This window comes from Pontibacter fetidus (assembly GCF_010119545.1).
Lineage (GTDB): Bacteria > Bacteroidota > Bacteroidia > Cytophagales > Hymenobacteraceae > Pontibacter > Pontibacter fetidus.
In genome coordinates this window covers 128,613-149,358 of sequence record NZ_JAAEAA010000008.1, presented here as the reverse complement: position 1 = coordinate 149,358, position 20,746 = coordinate 128,613, and the positions used below count along the sequence as shown (strand labels likewise).

General features: G+C 46.2%; 15 protein-coding genes. 10 read left to right on the top strand and 5 right to left on the bottom strand.

All coding sequences use genetic code 11. The features are described 5' to 3' along the window. The first annotated feature begins 551 nt into the window (after window positions 1-551). Both GWO68_RS08150 and GWO68_RS08145 read left to right on the top strand, forming a co-directional pair. Window positions 552-1,946 carry an undecaprenyl-phosphate glucose phosphotransferase gene (locus GWO68_RS08150; RefSeq protein WP_162345937.1) on the top strand — a complete coding sequence of 465 codons (1,395 nt, stop codon included), beginning with the start codon at window positions 552-554 and terminating at the stop codon, window positions 1,944-1,946. Beyond that, window positions 1,936-2,763 (top strand): WecB/TagA/CpsF family glycosyltransferase, encoded by an 828-nt coding sequence (locus GWO68_RS08145; RefSeq protein WP_162345936.1) that lies wholly within the window; start codon window positions 1,936-1,938, stop codon window positions 2,761-2,763. The genes GWO68_RS08150 and GWO68_RS08145 overlap by 11 nt, the downstream gene beginning before the upstream one ends. 11 nt (window positions 2,764-2,774) lie before the next feature. On the opposite strand, the gene GWO68_RS08140 is transcribed toward GWO68_RS08145, so the two are convergent. Continuing rightward, entirely contained in the window at window positions 2,775-2,981 is a 207-nt protein-coding gene (locus GWO68_RS08140; RefSeq protein ID WP_162345935.1) for a hypothetical protein, read from the bottom strand. 175 nt (window positions 2,982-3,156) lie between these two features. On the opposite strand from GWO68_RS08140, the gene rfbF reads away from it, so the two are divergent. The 5 genes from rfbF (at window position 3,157) to GWO68_RS08115 (ending at window position 8,098) form a co-directional block, all read left to right on the top strand. Continuing rightward, entirely contained in the window at window positions 3,157-3,960 is an 804-nt protein-coding gene (gene rfbF / locus GWO68_RS08135; RefSeq protein WP_162345934.1) for a glucose-1-phosphate cytidylyltransferase, read from the top strand. A gap of 39 nt (window positions 3,961-3,999) precedes the next feature. Further along, window positions 4,000-5,088 carry an NAD-dependent epimerase/dehydratase family protein gene (locus GWO68_RS08130; RefSeq protein WP_162345933.1) on the top strand — a complete coding sequence of 363 codons (1,089 nt, stop codon included), beginning with the start codon at window positions 4,000-4,002 and terminating at the stop codon, window positions 5,086-5,088. Window positions 5,089-5,098: 10 nt separating this feature from the next. Further along, entirely contained in the window at window positions 5,099-5,662 is a 564-nt protein-coding gene (gene rfbC, locus GWO68_RS08125) for a dTDP-4-dehydrorhamnose 3,5-epimerase (RefSeq protein WP_162345932.1), read from the top strand. Window positions 5,663-5,705: 43 nt separating this feature from the next. Next, on the top strand, window positions 5,706-7,076 hold the full coding sequence (locus GWO68_RS08120) for an NAD(P)H-dependent oxidoreductase (RefSeq protein ID WP_162345931.1): 1,371 nt from the start codon (window positions 5,706-5,708) through the stop codon (window positions 7,074-7,076). Window positions 7,077-7,333: 257 nt separating this feature from the next. Further along, entirely contained in the window at window positions 7,334-8,098 is a 765-nt protein-coding gene (locus GWO68_RS08115) for a sugar phosphate nucleotidyltransferase (protein WP_162345930.1), read from the top strand. 93 nt (window positions 8,099-8,191) lie between these two features. On the opposite strand, the gene GWO68_RS08110 is transcribed toward GWO68_RS08115, so the two are convergent. The 4 genes from GWO68_RS08110 to GWO68_RS08095 all read right to left on the bottom strand — a co-directional run bounded on the left by GWO68_RS08110 (window position 8,192) and on the right by GWO68_RS08095 (window position 13,328). Then, window positions 8,192-9,298: a glycosyltransferase gene (locus GWO68_RS08110; RefSeq protein WP_162345929.1), complete on the bottom strand. Its 1,107-nt coding sequence runs from the start codon at window positions 9,296-9,298 to the stop codon at window positions 8,192-8,194. 125 nt (window positions 9,299-9,423) lie between these two features. Then, entirely contained in the window at window positions 9,424-10,659 is a 1,236-nt protein-coding gene (locus GWO68_RS08105) for a glycosyltransferase family 61 protein (RefSeq protein ID WP_162345928.1), read from the bottom strand. A gap of 44 nt (window positions 10,660-10,703) precedes the next feature. Further along, window positions 10,704-11,837, bottom strand: a complete 1,134-nt coding sequence (locus GWO68_RS08100) for an alginate O-acetyltransferase AlgX-related protein (RefSeq protein ID WP_162345927.1) — start codon at window positions 11,835-11,837, stop codon at window positions 10,704-10,706. Window positions 11,838-11,849: 12 nt separating this feature from the next. After that, a complete protein-coding gene (locus GWO68_RS08095) occupies window positions 11,850-13,328 on the bottom strand; it encodes an MBOAT family O-acyltransferase (protein ID WP_162345926.1) in 1,479 nt (492 codons plus the stop codon). 336 nt (window positions 13,329-13,664) lie between these two features. On the opposite strand from GWO68_RS08095, the gene GWO68_RS08090 reads away from it, so the two are divergent. The 3 genes from GWO68_RS08090 to GWO68_RS08080 all read left to right on the top strand — a co-directional run bounded on the left by GWO68_RS08090 (window position 13,665) and on the right by GWO68_RS08080 (window position 20,668). Continuing rightward, entirely contained in the window at window positions 13,665-17,039 is a 3,375-nt protein-coding gene (locus GWO68_RS08090) for an Ig-like domain-containing protein (protein WP_162345925.1), read from the top strand. A gap of 9 nt (window positions 17,040-17,048) precedes the next feature. Continuing rightward, entirely contained in the window at window positions 17,049-18,029 is a 981-nt protein-coding gene (locus tag GWO68_RS08085; RefSeq protein ID WP_162345924.1) for a PorP/SprF family type IX secretion system membrane protein, read from the top strand. A gap of 332 nt (window positions 18,030-18,361) precedes the next feature. Beyond that, complete coding sequence (locus GWO68_RS08080) at window positions 18,362-20,668, top strand: LamG-like jellyroll fold domain-containing protein (RefSeq protein WP_235941990.1); 2,307 nt, start codon at window positions 18,362-18,364, stop codon at window positions 20,666-20,668. Window positions 20,669-20,746 lie beyond the last annotated feature (78 nt).

Below are 20,746 nucleotides of genomic sequence, written 5' to 3'. Positions count from 1 at the left end.
CCCTGCACATCTTCTTCCTTTCTATCCCGGTCTCATCCTTAATTGGACGCTTGCTTTTGAGTAAAAGTAAGTGCTACTGGCAGCAACATTGAATATAGTTTGATAGCTAAAGTGACCATTTATTTGCTATGTGCATTGAAAAATACAATTGGTTGATATAGCTTGAAAACAGCGTCACGCCTTGTGTTATGCTATAATTTATAGCTTAAAATGCCTTAATTGATTAATATAGGTATGTTTAGATATATGAAGTTTCATTTATTTATCAATTTCAATTTTTTAATAAATATAAATAAAACACTAAACCATTCGGAAACGACACCCGTAATTTAGACTGCTTGGAGAAAGGTATACTTGCTTAACTGGCAACAGCACATATCTCCCCAGGTAATTTCTATAGTTCACAAATTAACTGTTTTACCGAGTAAACCTAAACCTTCCGGAGATGCCGGATTTGAAGTTGGAACGCATGCAGCCAGTAACAGCATGCAGCAAAGTAGTCGGTGAAAAGACCAAAGTGTTTATGGTTAAAATTTTACAGCGTTTCAAAAATGAATAAATATCAGCATTACCACAGTTTCAACAGGATTATTCTGTTGATTTTAGACGTAGCCCTTATCGCCCTTTCATTTAACTTATCAAATCTTTTCAGGTATGGTACTATAGAACTGGACCACCAGTACAGCATTTTCTTTGTGTTGTTTGCCCTGGTTTGGTGGATCGTTTCCGGCTTTTCCAATTTCGTTTTCCGGATAGATGGTTTTCTGCCAATCGGTAAAAAGCTTGCTAACCTGATCAACGCCTTCGTACTGCATGCCTTTATACTTGCCAGCTGCATCGTAATCTTCAACCTCGAGGAAATCTCACGTTTGCTGCTGCTTTATACTTACCTGTCTACAGCCATGCTGATCGGGTTTAGCCGATTGCTGTTTATGCAACTGAGCCGTTATTTTACCAAGTCAGATATGGCGTACTCGCGGTTTGTAGTAGTGGGTAGCGGCCAGGCAGCCATTAACCTGTACAACACCTTCGGCAACGACGAAAACCCTGGTGCCAAGTTTATGGGCTTTTTCGACGACGAAGCCGATGTGAACAGTCCATACTATAGTTTGGTAAAAGGTTCGGAAGCTGATCTACAGGAATATTGCCTGCAGCACAGCATCGACGAGATCTACTACACCAAGCCCCTGAACAATAAAGAGCAGGTAGATGAACTGACTGCTTTCTGCGACGATAACTTCTTATACTTCCGTATCGTGCCGGACTTCAGTGCTATAGTTCAGAAAGACCTTAACCTGTACTTCTACCACAACATCCCGATGCTGAGCGTGCGCAAAGAGCCGCTGGAGCAGGTTACCAACAGGGCAGTTAAGCGTGTGTTTGATATCGCTTTCTCTATGGCTGTTATCCTGCTTATTTTCCCGGTTGTGCTGCCAATCATTGCACTTCTGATCAGGCTGGAATCTAAAGGGCCGATCTTCTTTAAGCAACTGCGTCCAGGTAAAAAGAACAGATTGTTTGTGTGCTACAAGTTCAGGACCATGTTTGTAAATAACCAGACTGAGTTACAGGCAACTAAAAACGATCCGCGCATTACCAGAATAGGTCGTTTCCTGCGCAAAACTAATTTAGACGAACTACCACAGTTCTTTAACGTACTGTTGGGCGATATGTCAGTGGTTGGGCCTCGTCCGAACCTGGTTTCGCAGCTCGATCATTATTCAAAAGTTATATCAAAATACAACATGCGTCACTTTGTAACACCGGGCATTACCGGATACGCACAGGTTAGCGGCTACCGCGGCGAGACCAAGGAAGTACACCTGATGGAAAAACGCGTAGAGTACGATGTGAAATATATGGAGAACTGGAGTTTTATGATGGACATGAAAATTATTTTCCTGACCGTTTGGAATATGATAAAAGGCGAAAAAAATGCTTACTAATGATACCTATACTACGCCTGCCACAACACCACCCTTACAATTAAAACGCAGGTTACTTACCGCTGATATTACGGCGGGTTCTTTTAAAAATTTTGTTGAGCAGGTGTTCTGGCTGAGTGAACACAAAAAGTCGAGTTACGTGTGTTTTGCCAACGTGCACATGCTGGTAGAAGCCTACAAAGACAAAGACTTTAATACGATACTGAACAATGCGGATGTGGCCAGCCCGGACGGAGGCCCCCTTTCCAAGCTAATGAAACTTTTATACGGGCAGCAGCAGGACCGTGTAGCAGGCATGGACCTGTTGCCGGCACTCTTGCAACAGGCAGCTGCCCGGGGTAAATCGGTATACTTTTATGGCTCTACCGACGAGGTACTGGAAGCCGTAGTAACAACTGCCACGGCAAAACACCCGGAGCTAAAAATTGCCGGTTATTATTCGCCGCCCTTCCGGAAACTGACAACCGCCGAAGATGCCGCTATAGTTGATAAAATAAATGAAGCCAACCCCGACCTGGTTTTTGTAGCCCTGGGCTGCCCGAAACAGGAACGCTGGATGGCCGAACATAAAGGTAGAGTTAATGCCTGTATGCTGGGTGTAGGCCAGGCGTACATGACCTTTGCCGGCCTTGAAAAGCGCCTGCCAAAATGGGCACGGGACCTGAGCCTGGAATGGGTATACAGGTTAGTACAGGAGCCAAAACGACTCTGGAAACGCTATTTAGTAACCAACAGCGTGTTTGTGGCATTGGCTTTAAAGCTTATAGTGCAGCGCATGGCTGGCAAAAACCCCGGGCAGGAGTCTGTGAGCGGGTAAAATGTAATACCTTAACGTGTAAGATGAAGTATGGCACTTACATAGAACACTATTATCGTTATAAATGCAATTATAGCCACTACCGGACGCACGTTTTCCGGTATTATACCAAGCTGTGCCACTCCCGCCGAAATAACAGTGCCATTCTTTATCCCAAACAAACCTGTGTGGTTACCTCCATGCAATTCTATGCCTCTAAAAAATATGCATCTGAGCATGTAGAAGCAGTTATTTCAGCTGCATGAAAAAAAGAGCTGTAAAAAAAGTAAAATTTAATACATCAAAATATAGCTATTGCCGTATCAATTACCGACCGCAACAAAAGCTGCATGAACAGATAACATAAGGCAGCAGTGGTCATCTGAATCTCAACCTAATAAAACCCTTACTTTTATGAAAGCAGTTATACTTGCTGGTGGTTACGGAACCCGAATTAGCGAAGAAAGTGGCGTAAGACCTAAGCCTATGGTCGAAATTGGTGGTAAGCCGATCCTTTGGCACATCATGAAAATATATTCTTACTATGGCATAAATGAGTTCGTAATCTGCTGCGGCTATAAAGGCCATATGATCAAAGAATACTTCGCCAACTATTGCCTTTACAATTCTGATGTAACATTTGACATGCGCAAAAACAGCATGGAAGTACACCGTAACAACACAGAGTCGTGGAAAGTAACGCTGGTAGATACCGGCGAAGGTACTATGACTGGTGGCCGCCTGAAGCGCGTGAAAGACTACATTGGTAACGAAACCTTCTGCCTTACTTATGGCGATGGTGTGAGTGATGTAGATATTGCAGAAGCCATAAAATACCATAAAGAGCAGGGAACACTGGCTACACTTACTGCCGTGCAGCAGCCAGGCCGTTTCGGAGCTTTCAACCTTGCTTCAGATGCAACCAAGATCAACCAGTTCCAGGAGAAACCGACAGGTGGAGAAATGCCATGGATTAACGGTGGATTTTTCGTGCTGGAGCCAGAGGTGCTTAACTATATTGAAGACGATAGCACAACCTGGGAGCGTGAGCCAATGGAACAGTTAGCCAAAGAAGGCGAGCTATCTGCTTATCGCCACACCGGTTTCTGGCAGCCAATGGATACCCTGCGCGACAAGCATGTGCTGGAAGAACTATGGCAGAAAAACCAGGCGCCATGGAATGTATGGCAAAAGATGCTTTCTAAAGCTGTAAACTAAGAAATCCTTCCTCAACTATACTTTTAAATCCCTTTACAGATGAAGATATTAATAACCGGAAATATGGGTTATGTAGGCCCTGGCGTAGTTAGCCAGCTGCGCGCTACTTACCCGGATGCTATACTTGTGGGCTATGACATGGCCTATTTTGCCACCAGCCTTACGAATGCACCTTACTTACCAGAGAGCAAACTGGATCAGCAATTGTTTGGCGACGTGCGCACCATGCCTGCCGATGTGCTGGAAGGCGTAGATGCTGTAGTGCATTTAGCGGCTATCTCCAACGACCCAATGGGTAACAAGTTTGAAGAAGTAACACTGGATGTAAACTATAGATCAAGCATCAGAATTGCTGAAATGGCGAAAGCTGCCGGCGTTAAGAACTATGTATTTGCGTCGAGCTGCAGCATGTATGGCGCGGCATCGGAACAGGCTAAAACTGAAGAATCTGAGCTTAATCCGCTAACAGCTTATGCCCGCTCTAAAGTAGCTTCTGAAAAAGAACTGGCTCCACTTGCCGGCGATGGCTTTACCGTAACCTGCCTGCGTTTTGCAACAGCCTGTGGCATGAGCGACAGATTACGCCTGGACTTAGTTCTGAACGACTTCGTGGCTGGTGCGATCTCTACGGGCAAGATAACTATACTTAGCGATGGCAGCCCTTGGAGACCATTGATCCACGTAAAAGATATGGCACGCGCAATTGAGTGGGCTATAACCAGAACACCAGATAACGGCGGTGAATTTTTAGCGGTAAACGCCGGTAGTAACGAGTGGAATTACCAGGTAAAAGAGCTGGCACAGGCTGTTGCCGAAGTTATTCCGGGCACCGAAGTTTCTGTAAACCTGGAAGCTGCGCCGGACAAACGCTCGTACCGCGTAAACTTCGACAAGTTCAAGGCACTGGCACCAAACCACCAGCCACAGGTATCGCTAAAGCAGGCTATTCAGGAGCTACGAGATGGCTTAACTGAAATGCGCTTTAAGGATGGAAACTTCCGCGATTCGCTGTTAATGCGCCTGAAAGTGCTGAACCAATTGCAGGAAACAAATGCCATTAACGAGCAGCTACAGTGGAACCGCAGCACTGCCAAAGTAGCCAAAGAAACCGAATTAGAGATCGCTTAATACTTTACTGATGATATTTACTGAAACTAAGCTGAAAGGCGCCTATATAATTGATGTTAAAAGACTGGAAGATGAGCGTGGCTTTTTTGGTCGTTCGTTTTGCCAGAAAGAATTCGAAGAGTTCGGCTTAACAAATGACATCCGCCAGGCGAACGTATCTTATAACAAAAAGAAAGGTACACTGCGCGGTATGCACATGCAACTTGCCCCGAACGAAGAAACCAAACTGGTACGCTGCACACGCGGTGCTATCTACGATGTGATTATCGACATGCGCCCGGATTCTGAAACTTATAAGCAATGGATTGGCGTGGAGCTGACAGCCGACAACTATAGAATGCTGTTTGTGCCGGAAGGTTTTGCCCACGGCTTCATTACACTGGAAGATAACACTGATGTAACGTACAATGTAACCGAGTTCTATACGCCGGGCGCTGAGCGTGGCTACCGTTGGAACGATCCTGCTTTTAACATTGAATGGCCGATTGAGCCGGTTGTTATTTCTGAAAAAGACCAGGCCGCCCCTGATTTTGAAGAAGTAACTAAAGAAACTGAAGGAAAGCTGCTGGTATAATACCGGCGGCTTTCCGTCTTATAACCCTTAATTAAAGTATAAAATGATTATAGTTGATAGTGCGCTGGCAAAGCGTCACGCAGAAAATAACCCTGTCAGAGTTGCCATGGTTGGTGCCGGCTTTATGGGCCGCGGCATCGCGCTACAGATCTGCAAATATGTGCAGGGCATGGAGCTGGTAGCCATTGCAAACCGCGACCTCTCTAAAGCAAAAAGAGCTTATTCCGAAGCCGAAATAGAAACCGGTGTAGAAGAAGTAGCCTCTGTTGAGAAACTGGAAGAGAACATCCGTAACGGCAAGCATAGCATTACCGACGATGCGATGCTGCTTTGCAAAGCCGAAGGCATTGATGCCATTATTGAAGTAACCGGAGCCGTTGAGTTCGGTACAAACGTAGCCATGCGCGCCATCGAAAACGGAAAGCACATCATTATGATGAATGCGGAAGTGGATGGTACTGTTGGCCCGATCCTGAAAGTATATGCTGATAAAGCAGGTGTAGTATTCACCAACGCCGATGGCGATCAGCCGGGTGTGATCATGAACCTGTACCGCTTTGTGAAAGGCCTTGGTGTGAAGCCGGTGCTTTGTGGTAACATTAAAGGCTTGCACGACCCGTACCGAAACCCAACTACACAGAAAGGTTTTGCCGAGAAATGGAGGCAGCAGCCATCTATGGTTACCTCGTTTGCCGATGGTAGCAAGATATCATTTGAGCAGGCTATAGTTGCCAACGGAACTGGTATGCGCGTAGCCAAGCGTGGTATGCATGGCCCGACTGTGCCAAGCGGCACATCTCTGAAAGACTGTTTTAAAGATCTGTATCCGCTGGAAGATCTGACAAACGGCCCGGGTATAGTAGATTATGTAGTAGGAGCGGAGCCAGGACCGGGCGTATTTGTACTGGGCACGCACGATAACCCGATTCAGCAGCATTACCTGAACCTTTATAAACTGGGTGAAGGTCCGTTATATTTATTCTACACGCCATACCACCTGTGCCACTTTGAAGTGCCAAGTACTGTAGCGCGTGCTGTATTGTTTAACGATGCTGCACTTGCTCCGATTGGCGCACCAACCGTAGAGGTTGTAACAGCTGCCAAAATAGACCTGAAAGCCGGACAAGTTGTAGACGGTATCGGCCACTACATGACCTATGGTTTATGCGAGAACGCAGACACAACTATAGCTGAAAACCTGCTGCCAATTGGCGTAGCCGAAGGCTGTGTACTGAAGCGTGACATACCAAAAGACCAGGTGTTGACGTACGATGATGTAGTGTTACCGGAAGGCCGTTTGGTTGATAAGTTGGTAGCTCTTCAGCGCCGTTACTTTAACGCAACAGATAATGCCGAAAAAGAGCAGATCCTGAAAAGCGTTTACGGTAAAAGTGAATCATTGACAGAGGTATAAGCACACAAACTATAAACTGAAGCATCCCGGCAAGTATAAACTCGTCGGGATGTTTTGTTTGAAGCTTAGGTGGTATACCATGGCGCGAACGTCCTCGCTCGTGACGAACTATAGTTTGGGCCTCTGGCCCAGTGGATCATAGATCCACTATTATAGTAAGTCACGGATCACAGATCCGTGCCAGCAAATAGAGTGTGAAATTCCATTCCTTGGAGGGGCAGGTTAATACATTACTAGAAAAAGCTAAACTATAAACCATGAAGCAAACTATAGTTGGTATTATTCCGGCGGCGGGCCTGGGTTCCAGGTTAGGGCAGATGCCTTTCAGTAAGGAGCTTTACCCGCTTGGTTGCAAAACTGATGGAACACCTAAAGTGGTGTCCGAGTATTTGCTGGAACTGATGCGGGAGGCAGGAGCGGAGCAGGTCTATTTTATAGTACGCAATGGCAAATGGGATATACCGGGGTATTTTAGCGATGGCAGTAACTATAGCATGGCTTTCGCTTATCTGCTGATGAACCGACCGTATGGCACACCTTTCTCTGTAGACCAAAGTTATAGTTTTGTAAAGGATAAAACTATAGCTTTTGGCTTCCCGGATATCATAGTTGAGCCGAAGAGTGTATTTGTAAAGCTGCTTAATAAACGACAGGAAACCGATGCAGCTATAGTTTTAGGTTTGTTTAAAGTAGAGCATCCGCATAAATGGGACATGGTAGAAACTGACGAAGACGGTAACGTAAAAGCTATACTTCCCAAACCTGAAAAATCTGAATTGACACAAGCCTGGTGCATTGCTGTCTGGTCACCAGCCTTTACCGAATTTATGCACCAATACCTTAAGGCTGCAGAGCCGAGATTTAAACTTGGCGAGCTTAAAGAAATTCCGATGGGAACCGTGGTTCAAGCAGCTATAGTTGCAGGCTTAAAAGTGCAGTCGGATTATTTCTCAGAAGGCAGCTGTTTGGATATGGGTACGCCCGAAGATCTGAAAGTAGCGATCGCAAAGTATAGCAAGTAGCGAAAGACCTCACAGCGTTTTAAAACCTGTGAGCGTCTATTTAGCTACGTAGCGAGCCACCGACAGGTGTGAAAGACACTATGAAGTCTACTTTTAATTTATAGAAGCCAGGGCCTTATCTACAGCTTGCAGGTAACGCTTTTTAGAGAACCTGTCCAATAGTTTTTCTCTTGATTCAGAAATCTCTTCTGGTGTCAAACTCAGCACATTATCCAGCGCTTTGTTAAACGAGTCGAACGAACTTAAGCTGAACTCACCGGCTTTAGTGTCTTTTTCCATGATTTCGGCTACAGAAGTTCCCTCTACAAAAACAACAGGTGTGTTCAGGTAATATGCTTCTATGGCAGGCAAGCCAAAGCCTTCAGACTCGGACGGGAACAACAGCGCGCGGGCTTTGCGTATTTCATCCACAAACACATCTTCCGGCAAATGAGATTTCTGCACGATACCTTTCATGCTGGCTACGAGCTTTTTACTTTCCGGGCAAATCTTTCCGATCAGATGCAGGTCGGGCAGGTCTTTGCGTGTTTCGGAGAGTTGCTTCCAGAATTTAAGCAATGGCAAGGTACACTTGTGTGGCTGCTCAGATGCCAGGTGAATAACGTAGTTGCCTTTATCTTTAAAGTTACTTGGCTCTAAAGTCTCAAAATCAGAAGCTTCGTAGGTTACATGTATAATCGGGCGCGGAATGTTATACCTGTCGCACACATCCGTTATCTGCTTCTTAGCGTTTTCGGTTACAGTCAGCACATAATCGCACTTCTTCATGCTTGTTTTCAGGATGTTGATCCAGTATGCCATATCTGCCTTCGACCGAAACTGCGGGTATTTATCAGCATAATGTTGCAGCAGCGTGTCGTGCATTAAACCAACCGTTATGCCTTTGGGCTTTGTTAAATAGGGCAGGTAGCCTTTGGGGTAAAACCAGATATCGGCAGGTATTTTTTGCAGATATAATGGGTGCAGGTTATCAGTTAACAGGCGTTGTATCTTGCTGTTATCGGTACGCCAGGGTAATGTATGCTTTTGTATACGGGCATCATCATAGGTAAACGACGACTGCGAAACGATTTGCGAAAGGATATAGTTTGGCAACTCTGCCAGGCCACCAATTAGAGTTTTGGTAATGCTAGTAATACCGAGGCTCCTGTCGCGGTGCGGGTTCTGGTCGGCCAGGTAAAAAGCAATAGATTTCGACATGTGTTACTAAGGGTAAACCAGCAGCGGATTTAATTGCTGTAGCTATAGTTTATAGTTGGGTTTCAGTAAAACAGCTGCCCAAAAAGCAGCTGTTCAGGTAAAATTTCAGATTCGGTCAGGTAAAATTACGCTGTCTGGTAAACGTATTTAACGGCCTTCATCTTCTTTACGGTCTGCATTATTTGTTCTACGTCTACTTTAAAGTGGCGGGTCTGGCCCTGGGCCATGTTGGTTACTTTGCCATTGCCTTTACAGATCACGTAATCGTAATCCAGGTCTGCTTTGCCGGCAATATCGAAGAACGGTTCTACTACAAAGCCTTCGTTAAACACCTCGATGATGCGTGTACCCGGTTTGCAGAAAAGCATGCTGATAAGACCGGCGCCGGTAGCCGAAACCACTACGCGTGCCTGCGAGAAAAGGCTTATCTTTTCGAGTATACTTAGTTTGCTGGAAATCACGTTTTCAAAGCCTTCCATGCGTAAGGCACTAACAAGCTCATTCTCGTTTAGGATGTTACGTACTTTAGAGTCGCTGCGGCTGATGTAGATAAGTGGTGTTTCAGGGGCCATTATTACAGGTGCCTTTGCTTTGGCAGCAGGTACAAAAGAGTTTCGGATAAAGTCGCAAAGCCATTTTGGTACCAACGTATGGTTTCCGCGCGGGGCAGTAGAGGCTACAATGCAATCAGCGGCTATATGGTTAAACTTGTCTCCGGCAATCAGTTTTTCTTTCGGCATGCCCAGCAACTCTAATGTTTCCAACTGGTAGTCATACTTCAGGCTTGGCACCAGAAACCAGTCAATCTTATCATATAATCCACTTTCGCGCAATAAATGCAGTCGGGGCAACACATCTAAAAACCAGTGGCTGATGTTGTTTATACCTGCTCCACCCGTCAGCAGCGAAAACACCGTACCATTAAACTTAACCGGGGTAGAGAAGAAGCGCTGCTCAAAAATATTGTTAAGGTTTGGCTCCGTTACTTTACCCTGCGTCAGGCTCAGAGATACATTTTCGACTACTCTGTTATACTGTGTAATCACCGACACGCTCGACTCATTATCGGTATGGATGCGGCCATTGGGGACTTCTACAACCAAGTAGGTGGTAGTTACACTTTTTTCGGGTTTCCAGTAGGCGTTGCAGGCTGCGTATAGTTCGTCCGAAATATCGAGGGTGGTAACAGCATCTTTATAGATGGTGTGTACTTTCACTTCGCTCGGCTTCATGGTGGCCATGTTCTCGGGCGTAAGGCGGCATACGCCGGCAGGTTTGTAGCGGGTGTTATAAGGCACAAAGCGGCCTAATATTTTGCCAGCTTTCCTGGTGCTTTTTGTATAGAGGGTTTTAATGTTCATCGGTTCAGTTTGTTAAAGCTGCGTCTCAGTTCTGGTTACGTATACTACTGATTAGTTGCAGCCTGGGGTGTATAATTAACAAGGTATTTGGGGTCTTTTTTATCTATAGGTGTTTGTACATCATCTATATGTTTCAATACTTTTTCAGATGCTACCTTTACAGCTATTTCGTTCCAGTGCGCGTCATCCACCGGAAACAGCGGCACATTTTTCTGCTGGTATAGTTGCTCAAAGGCGTCCTGAATATTTATTACCTCTACGTTGCGTTTATGCAGTTCTGCAAACAGCCTTGGTAAAAAGTCGGGCTTTTTCTGGGAGGGCAACAGTTTATAGTATATGTTTTCTTTGTTAGGTATCGGCATAAACATAAACCGGATGCCCCGTTCTTCTACAGCATTTTTGTAGCCTTCCAGCACATCGGCCATCTGCTGTACTTCTGCTTCGCTAAAGTCGCGGTTTGCTATCTCGCCTTCTATGAAAAATTCGTTATTATAGGCTACATAATCTTTTTTGCCAAACTGCCTGTTTAGGTTTGCCAGCGTGCGGTGGTATAAACCAAGTTTAGAGATACGATCGGCAGTAATGGCGGCATAAGTAAGCACAGGCGATGAGTTGATCAGGTTACCGGTATAGTTGCGGATTTTGGAGTCGAAGCCATTGGCGCCTACGGCCGGCAGTTCAGGTATGCGGCGTTCTATACTCGATACGATCACTACTTCTGGGGCATCTTTTATAAAGCGGTCTGTAGCCAGAAAACGGTTCATGGTTGCCGGCGCAAAGGCATATACGTCTTTATCCAACTGGCGTTCCAGTACCTCGGCCAATGTTTCTTCCTGCGATAGTTTGGAGCCGGTAATGTTTGAATCTCCTATAAGTAACACATCGCATTTCGAGTCGCGGTTGCGGTAGCCATACTCATCTGTAAACCATTCAACTTTGCGTTTGGTGGCAAACGGGGTGTGTGGTGCCAGTTCTCCTTCTTCTTCCATTACCATGTGCTGGTTAGGGTAAAATGGCCCCGACATAATGCGCACTTTATTTACACAAATAGCCTCCCAAATGCGGAAAGTAAAAGTATCGATAGGCAATATGGTTGCCTCCAGCAAAGGCCAGACGATGAATGGAAGCCCTAACAAGGTTAGTTTTGCCAGCAGCCTTTTTACGCCATTGTTCTGCATAACCTTATCGTTTTAAAATTGGAAATAGATAAATTCCTGATTGCCGAACTGCCCGAAAAGTAACACCGCGATCAGGGCAATGTAATACACGCTCCAGCGAACTATAGCCGGACGGTTCAGGATAAGCTGCGATACACTGCCGTTGCGCTGTATCAGGTGCACGGTTTCCATAATAAGTACAGCCACTACCGATACCACAAAGGTTTTAGCGCCCTGGTCCATAAACAGCAGGTGCTCCAGGTTTATGCCGGCAAATACCTGGCTTATATTGCCCAAGCCTACCACACTATACTTAATGATGTAAAGGGCATCGGAGATTGTATTGGCCCGGAAAAAGATCCAGGAAAAACATACCAGGGCAAATACGGTCAGTACCTGTACCCATTTATATAACACCGGGCGGCTGGTAAGCCCTATAGCACTGGCCAGTGCATTACGCTGTTTGGCGGTAACTATAGCAAATATCAGGTAGAAGCCGTGCAGTGCGCCCCAAACTATAAAAGTCCAGTTGGCGCCGTGCCAGAGGCCGCTCACCAGAAACGTGATAAACAGGTTATAGTACCAGCGCCATTTTACCACGCGGTTACCACCCAGCGGTATGTACAGATAATCGCGGAACCAGCTGGAAAGTGAAATGTGCCAGCGGCTCCAGAATTCAGAGATCGATTTCGAGAAGTATGGCCTGCGGAAGTTTTCCATCAGGTTGTAGCCCATTACCTGTGCCGCGCCAATGGCAATATCCGAATAGCCTGAAAAGTCGCAGTAGATCTGGAAGGCAAAGAAAACAGTGGCCAGTATAAGCGTAAAGCCTTCGTAATCGGTGGGGTTGTTGTAAACCTGGTTTACCAGTAGGGCAAGGTTATCAGCGATCACTATCTTTTTAAAGAAGCCCCAGGCCATGCGTCGTAAACCCGAAACTACCCGTGCGTAATCAAAATCATAAGAGGTGCGCAGCTGGCCCAGCAGGTTTTCGGCACGCTCGATAGGACCGGCCACCAGTTGCGGGAAGAAAGTGATGAATAGCGCAAAAATGCCCAGATGTTTTTCAGCTTTAATGCGGCCATGGTACACATCTATACTATAGCTCATCGTCTGGAAGGTATAAAAAGAGATACCCATGGGCAGCAATAGCTCGAAAGCAGGCATTGCATAATTCATACCCAGGCCCTGGGCCAGGTCGCGGGCGCTTTCGTTAAAAAAGTTGTAGTATTTAAAGAGCGCCAATATAGATAAGTTGGCAACCAGCGACAGGTACAGAAAAGGTTTGCGCTTGTGTTTTTCGGCATCAGAATACCTGCCCATTGCCCTGCCGGTAAGGTAATCGAGTACCGTTGAAATGATCAAAATGATGGAATAAGCCGGCTTCCAGGACATGTAAAAGTAATAGCTAGCCAACAGCAGTATGATCCACCTTCTGTTATAAGGGGTCAGGAAATAGAGGGTAACTACTACCGGGAAGAAAATAAAAAATTCAGTAGAGTTAAATAACATAATACTGGCTTAAAGAGTGTTCTGGAAACTTTCTGAAATCACATCTGAAGACATTGTGCTGGTTGTCGGTAATGAAAAACAGGTTTGTGATGCCTGCTTTTTTATACTCCTATTATATAGATATCAGTAAAAAAGGTTAGGCTAAAACCGAAATATTTTTTTAGTGCAATATAGGTACACTCAAATAAAAGCTTGTACGTATAATATCTGTATCAGAATATGATATTGTTTTAATAAAATTGCACTATGATAATATAATAGGATTAAAAAAGTATAACCTTCGCAGAATATAGTCGTTAAAGACCTCATTAATTTTGCACATAACTTACAGAGCGTATGCCTCACTCTTACTCTTCAGGGCGCCATCGCCTATTATTTTATATATGCCTTTTCTTCGCTTTTATACTACCTGAAACCAGTTTTGCCAACACCACTACTGCCCCGGCTACTGTTGTAATTGCAGCGCCGCAGGTATATGCTTCACCTTCTGTTGCCGGCACCATTTCTATTACCTGGAACAGCGTTGCCAATGCTTCTCAGTACACCGTGGAGTATTCTAAAATTTCCGGATCGGGGTTTACGGTGTTGCAAACGGTTGGCGCCAGTGTTACCAGCTACCGGCATACCAATTTAGGAAACGCTGAAACGCTGTATTACCGCGTGAAGGTGACAGGCGGCGGGGAAAGTGCTTATAGTAATGTAGTAACAGCAACTACCCGGGCAGCCAATTATGTTTACCGTGTTATGCCGCTCGGCGACTCCAATACCGACGGGGGCAGCGCTGACCTGGCCCGCGAAGACCGTGTTGCCTACCGTAACGAGCTGTTTCAGTTGCTGACCAACGCAAAGTATAAAGTTGATTTTGTCGGAAGTGAAGTTTCGGGTACTAACACGAGTACGGCTTTTCAGCAGAAGTATGGCTTTGCCCCGGACCTGAATCATGCAGGGTTTGGAGGCTATAAAAACTATAATATCCGGGACTTGCTGAAGAATGGAAACGATGGCAGCGGCCCTTACCTGGATAAATATAAGCCGGATATTATTTTACTGCACATTGGCACAAACAGCCTCGGTTACCCGACCAACATTACCGAACTGGACGAGATACTGAATGAAGTGGATGCCTACGAAACCCGCTCGAAACAGGAAGTAACCGTTGTGTTAGCCCAAATTATAAAACAATGTACCGATTGTGGTGCAAATGAAGAAGATGCTTACTGGGGTGCTTACTACACTGCCAAGTATAATGAAGATCTGGTAAAACTGGCGAACAGCCGCATTGCCAACGGCGACAGAATAGTGCTGGTTGACATGGCAGATGATGCAGGTATTGTGTACAATCAAAACGCAGACATGTACGATTTTCTGCACCCTAACCTGAACGGATACAATAAGATGGCCCGCGTATGGTTTGGCCCCGTTAAAACGCTGCTGACAACAACAGATACACAAGCTCCTGAAACACAGATTACTGCTGCGCCACCAGCTACTACTACCAGTAAAACAGCTACCTTCTCGTTTGCGAGCAATGAAAGTGGCGTAACTTACCAGGCCAGCCTGGATGGGGCTGCTTTTGCAACTATAGCTAACCCGGCAACTTTAAGTAATGTAGCCGACGGAACCCATACCCTAAAAGTAAGAGCTGTAGATGCCTCCGGAAATGCCGATACCACCCCAGCCACACATACCTGGACCGTAGATGCCACGCCGCCAGCAGCACCAGCTATAGTTGCTATTACAGAAGACCGCGGTCCGGTTACCAACGACAGAATAACATCTGACAACACCCTGAAACTAAACGGAACCGCTGAAGCCAATGCTACAGTAACCTTAAACTTAAGCGGAAAAGGAACTATAGGAACCGTAAAAGCAAGCACCACCGGCACCTGGGAGTATAGCTACGAAGCAACTGCGCTAACCAACGGTACATATACGTTTACAGCCACCGCCACCGATGCTATGGGCAATACCAGTGCTGCCAGCGCAAACTTTGTTGTAACTATAGACCAGGCTGCACCAACTGTAGCCATTACAACTACAACTGCCAGCCCGGTAAACACTGCGTTTGATGTTACCATTACGTTTAGCGAGGGTGTTTATTACCTGGCCACCACGGATTTTATAGTGACCAATGCAGCTATAAGCAATCTGAAAAGTACAGGTACTGCAACCTACACCGCAACTATAACACCAACCACCGACGGTAAAATAACCGTGCAACTGCCCGCCGCCAAAGTAACCGACCTTGCTGGCAACAGCAACACGGCTTCCGGCATGCTGGAAATGGAAAGCGATATTTCCAAACCGACTGTGGTACTTGCTACTAATGCACCGGAAATTACAAATCAGGCGTTCGAGGTAACTATAACTTTCAGTGAGAATATCACAGGGTTTGAGGTTAGCGATATTACTGTCGCCAACGGAACTGCGTCAGCTTTTAAGAAGGTAACTGATAAGACATTTATAATCCTGGTAACACCCAGCGCGCAGGGGGAGGTTGCAGTAAGTATAGCTGCAGGAAAAGCACAGGATGCCGCCCGTAACGGAAACGAAGCCTCCAACATCATTAAACGCCAATACGATGCTGTAGCCCCAGCCGGGTATGCTGTAAAGTTTGCGGTGGCGCAGGTTAACGTTTCTAATGAAAAAAGCATTGATCTGAACATAACAGGTGCCGAAGTAGGCGCCAGCTATACTTATTCCATCAGCAGCAGCAACGGTGGGGAGCCTGTAAACGGTTCGGGTACTGTATCTGCAGCCGCCTTTACCATTGCCGGCCTTAACCTTTCGGGGCTGAAAGATGGTATGCTGACCGTAACCTTATACCTGACAGACAGGGCAACTAACAAAGGAGAAGCTGCCACGGCGCAGGTCGCAAAAGTATCGAAAGACATTGCTTCAGTTACGCCATCAGAAGCCGTAAAAGTGCCTTTTAACACTGCGTTCAGTAAGGTAAATCTTCCACAAAAAGTTAAGGTTACCTACAATACCGGCGAAGAAGATTACCTGGATGTAACCTGGCAGCAAGGCAACTACAACCCTAAAGTAGCTGGCAAATACACCTTAACCGGCACCCTGAAACTGGCCGAAAGCACCACAAACTTTAGTAACAGAACAGGCAGTATTATAGTTGAAGTAGAGCCTAACCAGCCACCAACCAACCTGACCCTGAGCGCCACCAGTTTTACGCCAAACGCACAGCCAACCGATGTTATCGGCACTTTTACAACCCAGGACCCGGAGGACGATAACTTTACCTATAGTTTGGTAGCCGGTGAAGGCGATGCGCAGAACGCGTATTTTCACATCGTTAACAATGAGCTGCACTTAACTTCTAACAGCGGGTTGTCAGGTATCACTGCTTTTAACATCAGGGTGCAGAGCGTGGACCCATATAACAACACTATACAACGAACATTTAAACTCACCAAGGCCCCTTACGAACCGGCGCAGATCAAGCTGGTAAATGCATTCTCGCCAGACGGGGATGGCATTAACGATACCTGGACAGTGCCGGAACTGCGCTTTTACAACACCGTGGAAATTACCGTAATGGACAGAGCCGGAATTACGCTCTTCCATAGCACTGACCCTGAAAAAGGCTGGGACGGAAAAGGTAAGAACGGGCAGGTAAAACAGGGTGCCTATTTTTATATCATCCAGATAAAAGATACCGGCCTGGTGCAAAAAGGGGTAGTATCGGTTTTATAACAGAACAAAATGAAAAGATATATTTTACTGATTTTCCTGGCATTTTATAGTTTACTGGCAACTGCCCAGACGCGGAAATATGTCGGCAATTTTTCGCAGCTCAGGACTTTCTATAACCCATCGCTGACCGCGCAGGAGGGGAGCAGGTTTACAACACTTTACCGTAACCAGTGGACCGGCTTCGAGGATGCCCCTAAAACCATTTTTGCCACAGCAGAACTTAACCTCAGCGACCTGAAAAAAAGCAAAGGCTACCAGTTAGAGAACCAGAGTGAGCAAACTACCGCATTGCAACATGGGCTTGGCCTTTTATTGTATCGAGACTCGTTTGGGCCGTACAGCGAAACCCAGGTAAACCTGAGCTATGGTTCGGGCATAAATTTATCGGAGAATGTGATGTTGCGCTGGGGCTCGGCTGTTACCTATACCCTGTTGTCGCTTGACGGAAACAAACTGACCGTAGACCAGGAAAACGACCCGAAGTATAGCCGCCTGCTGGGCCAGAACAACCGCTCCGGCAAAATGGATCTGAACCTGGGCCTGACACTGGCTGGCCGCAACTTTTATGTTGGGTATGCGATGCAGGATATTACACAAAGTAAGCTTATGAAATCAGGAGATGCTTTTATGGAGGATTTGTACGCGCGTAAACATATCGGTTTAGCTGGCATCCGGACAAATATAACAGATGCTATGGGGCTTGTGCTGAATGGCCTGTACCAGTACGATAAGCAGGAAGAAGCAACTATAGAAGGCCAGGTGAAGGCAGTTTACCAGAACATATTCTGGGCCGGCGCCGGGTACCGCCACAACCAGGCTTATTCCGCTACGGCAGGTTTCAGGCTAAACAAACTACAGATAAGCTACCTCTACGAGTCGCCTATAGCTGATGCCGCAACTATAGATAAACCATCCAACGAAATAACTTTAGCTTACCAACTGCGTGCCATTAAATCATTGCCGCACCGCAAACAGCTACAAGTCTGGTAATAGCAGCGGCAAGCTATAGATGCCAGCATTTTAACAAACTATAAACAAGAGTGCTGTTGTAAGTTATTGATAATGAATTACTGGTAGTTTGGAGTGCGCTGTGCTACAACTATAGCCTATCTTACAACTTACCTAAACCTACAAAACCAAACCGCGTAATATAAGCAGTTTCCAATAAATGGGATTTTGAATACTTGGCTGCTAATGCTGGCTATAGTTCATTTTCCCGGTTCATGCAGCTGGCTCTGATCATAACCCGGAGCACTTTTTTACTGAAGTAGCCTTATACTTCCCGTAATCGACTTTACCCTTTACAAAGAGCGATCTCACTTATGATACATCATTACTGGTACGCTTGCATAAGTAACCTGACCTTACTCCGAAATTCCATAGCCCTGCCGGGTGTTGTGTGGCTGCCCAAGCAGTTGGCAACTATAGTTACCATGTTGCTGCTATTGGCAGCAGTTCAGGTAAAAGCCCAGTGCCCGCCCAACATGGCGCATTACTTCCCTTTAGACGAAAAAACAGCCGGTACTTATAAAGATAAAATGGGTGGCCCTGATGCTACGTGTACCAACTGCCCGGCTCCGGCTACCGGTTTGTTTGCCGGAGCGCAGCGCTTTGATGGGAGCAACGATGGCATTGTATTGCAGGATAAAACAGTATTTGAGTGGGGTTCTAATGCCAGTTTTACAATCGAGTTCTGGGTCCAGACAACAGCATCATCTGGTAGCAACCAGGTAATTATGGGCCGCACCGCCACCGATACCGACATGACCTGGTGGATAGGGCTGGACAAATCAGGAAGTGCTGTTTTCAGTTTTTTCGATAATCAGAATAAGGGCACTGTAATAGGTAACGGCGAAAGCAAACTGAACGACGGCAAATGGCACCACATCGTAGTGGTAAGAGATGGCATAAATGAACGCAACAAGATCTATGTAGACGGCTACACCACAGCCAACTTCAAGCAGGTATACACAGGTACCTTCGAAAGTATATCGCAGGTAACACTGGGCTACCTTGATAAGCATGCAGGCACCAACTATAACGGCCTCCTGGACGAGGTGATGGTGTATCAGCGTAACTTATCAGAAGTAGAAGTTAGAGCACGCTATAACAACGGGGCCGGCAGTTATTGCGGTACCGAGCAGGTAGCGCCTACTCTTATGTCTGAGCCGGTAACGTATGGGGTAGTGGGGCAACAGTACCTGTACCAGGTGCAGGCAACCGGTAATCCAAGGCCAGCTTTTACATTGGTAAGTCCGCCGGCAGGTATGTCTATAAACGCATCAACCGGCGAAATAAAATGGGTGCCAGCGGCCACTGGTAAATTTCCGGTAAAAGTGCAGGCAAAAAACAGCGCAGGCCAGGCAGAGCAAAACTATACGATAACTGTAAAAGACAGCATAGGCGAAAAGTTTGGAATGGTGCATCACTGGATGCTGAACGAAGTGAGTGGTCTCACTTTCAAAGACTTTTACACGCCTGCTGATGCTACGGCCGAAGCTGAAGCAAAGCCTACGCCAACGACTGGCGTTGTAGGCGGAGGGCAGCATTTTAACGGGCAAAGCAGCGGCCTGGATGTGATTAAAAGCAGTAACTTTAACTGGGACCCTAACGAAAACTTTACCATAGAGCTTTGGATGCGCAGCTCGGCAAGCACTGCCGGCGGCCGCGTGTTTATTGGCCGCAGCGCCTCCGATTCGCCAACGCACTGGTGGCTGGGAGCTAATGGTAACGGTAATGCCGCTTTTCAACTACTGGATATAGAGTACCAGGGACACCTGATCGGGAATACCGGCCCTAAATTGAACGACGGCATCTGGCACCAGGTAGTTGTAGTACGCGAAGGTAGCGCCGGGGCTACCCGGCTGTATGTAGATGGCGAACAGATAGCGACAGGCAACTATAGTTTCCAGCACAATTTTGCGAGTAAAACCCCGGTAAACATCGGCTACCTGAAAAGCGGAAACGGTTACCGTTACGAAGGTGACCTGGATGAAGTAAAGTTATTCCACCGCGCCCTTAGCCCACAGGAAATTAAAGAACGCTATACTGATACATTCGATGCCATTACCGATCTCCTTCTTTTCGAGGGGGAGTTTATTAACAACACCGTGGTGCTTAAATGGGAAACTATAAACGAGACCAACCTGAAAACCTTTGAAATTGAACGGTCAGCAAACGGAACAGAATTTACAAAAATAGGAGAGGTAGCAGGTTCGGGCACTTCATCAGAGAGGCTCGCTTACACTTATACCGACGAAAAACCACTGGATGGCAGAGCGTACTACAGGCTCAGGATTGTGAAGGAAAGCGGGGCGCATACATACTCCAACACAATCATTATCGATAACCGTTCTATTACAGCATCCGAATTCAGGGTTTACCCTAACCCAACCAACGGGCAGGATGTAACAGTAGAAGTAAACAGACTGGTGCCCGACGAGCCAATAGAGCTTATAGTTTCGGATATGACTGGCCGCAAACTGATGCAACAATCGCTTAACGCTGATGCGGAAGGCTACCTGATACTCAACATCCAAACCCTGGATAAACTAACCCAGGGCATGTACAACATAACAATTGCAACCAACAAAAAAGTAATCAGCCGCAAACTGGTGGTTGCCAGATAAAGACCGAAAACCGGAAACTATAAAGAGAGCACCTTACACAGTGCTCTTTTTTATGAATATCGCTTGTTAAATATAAAA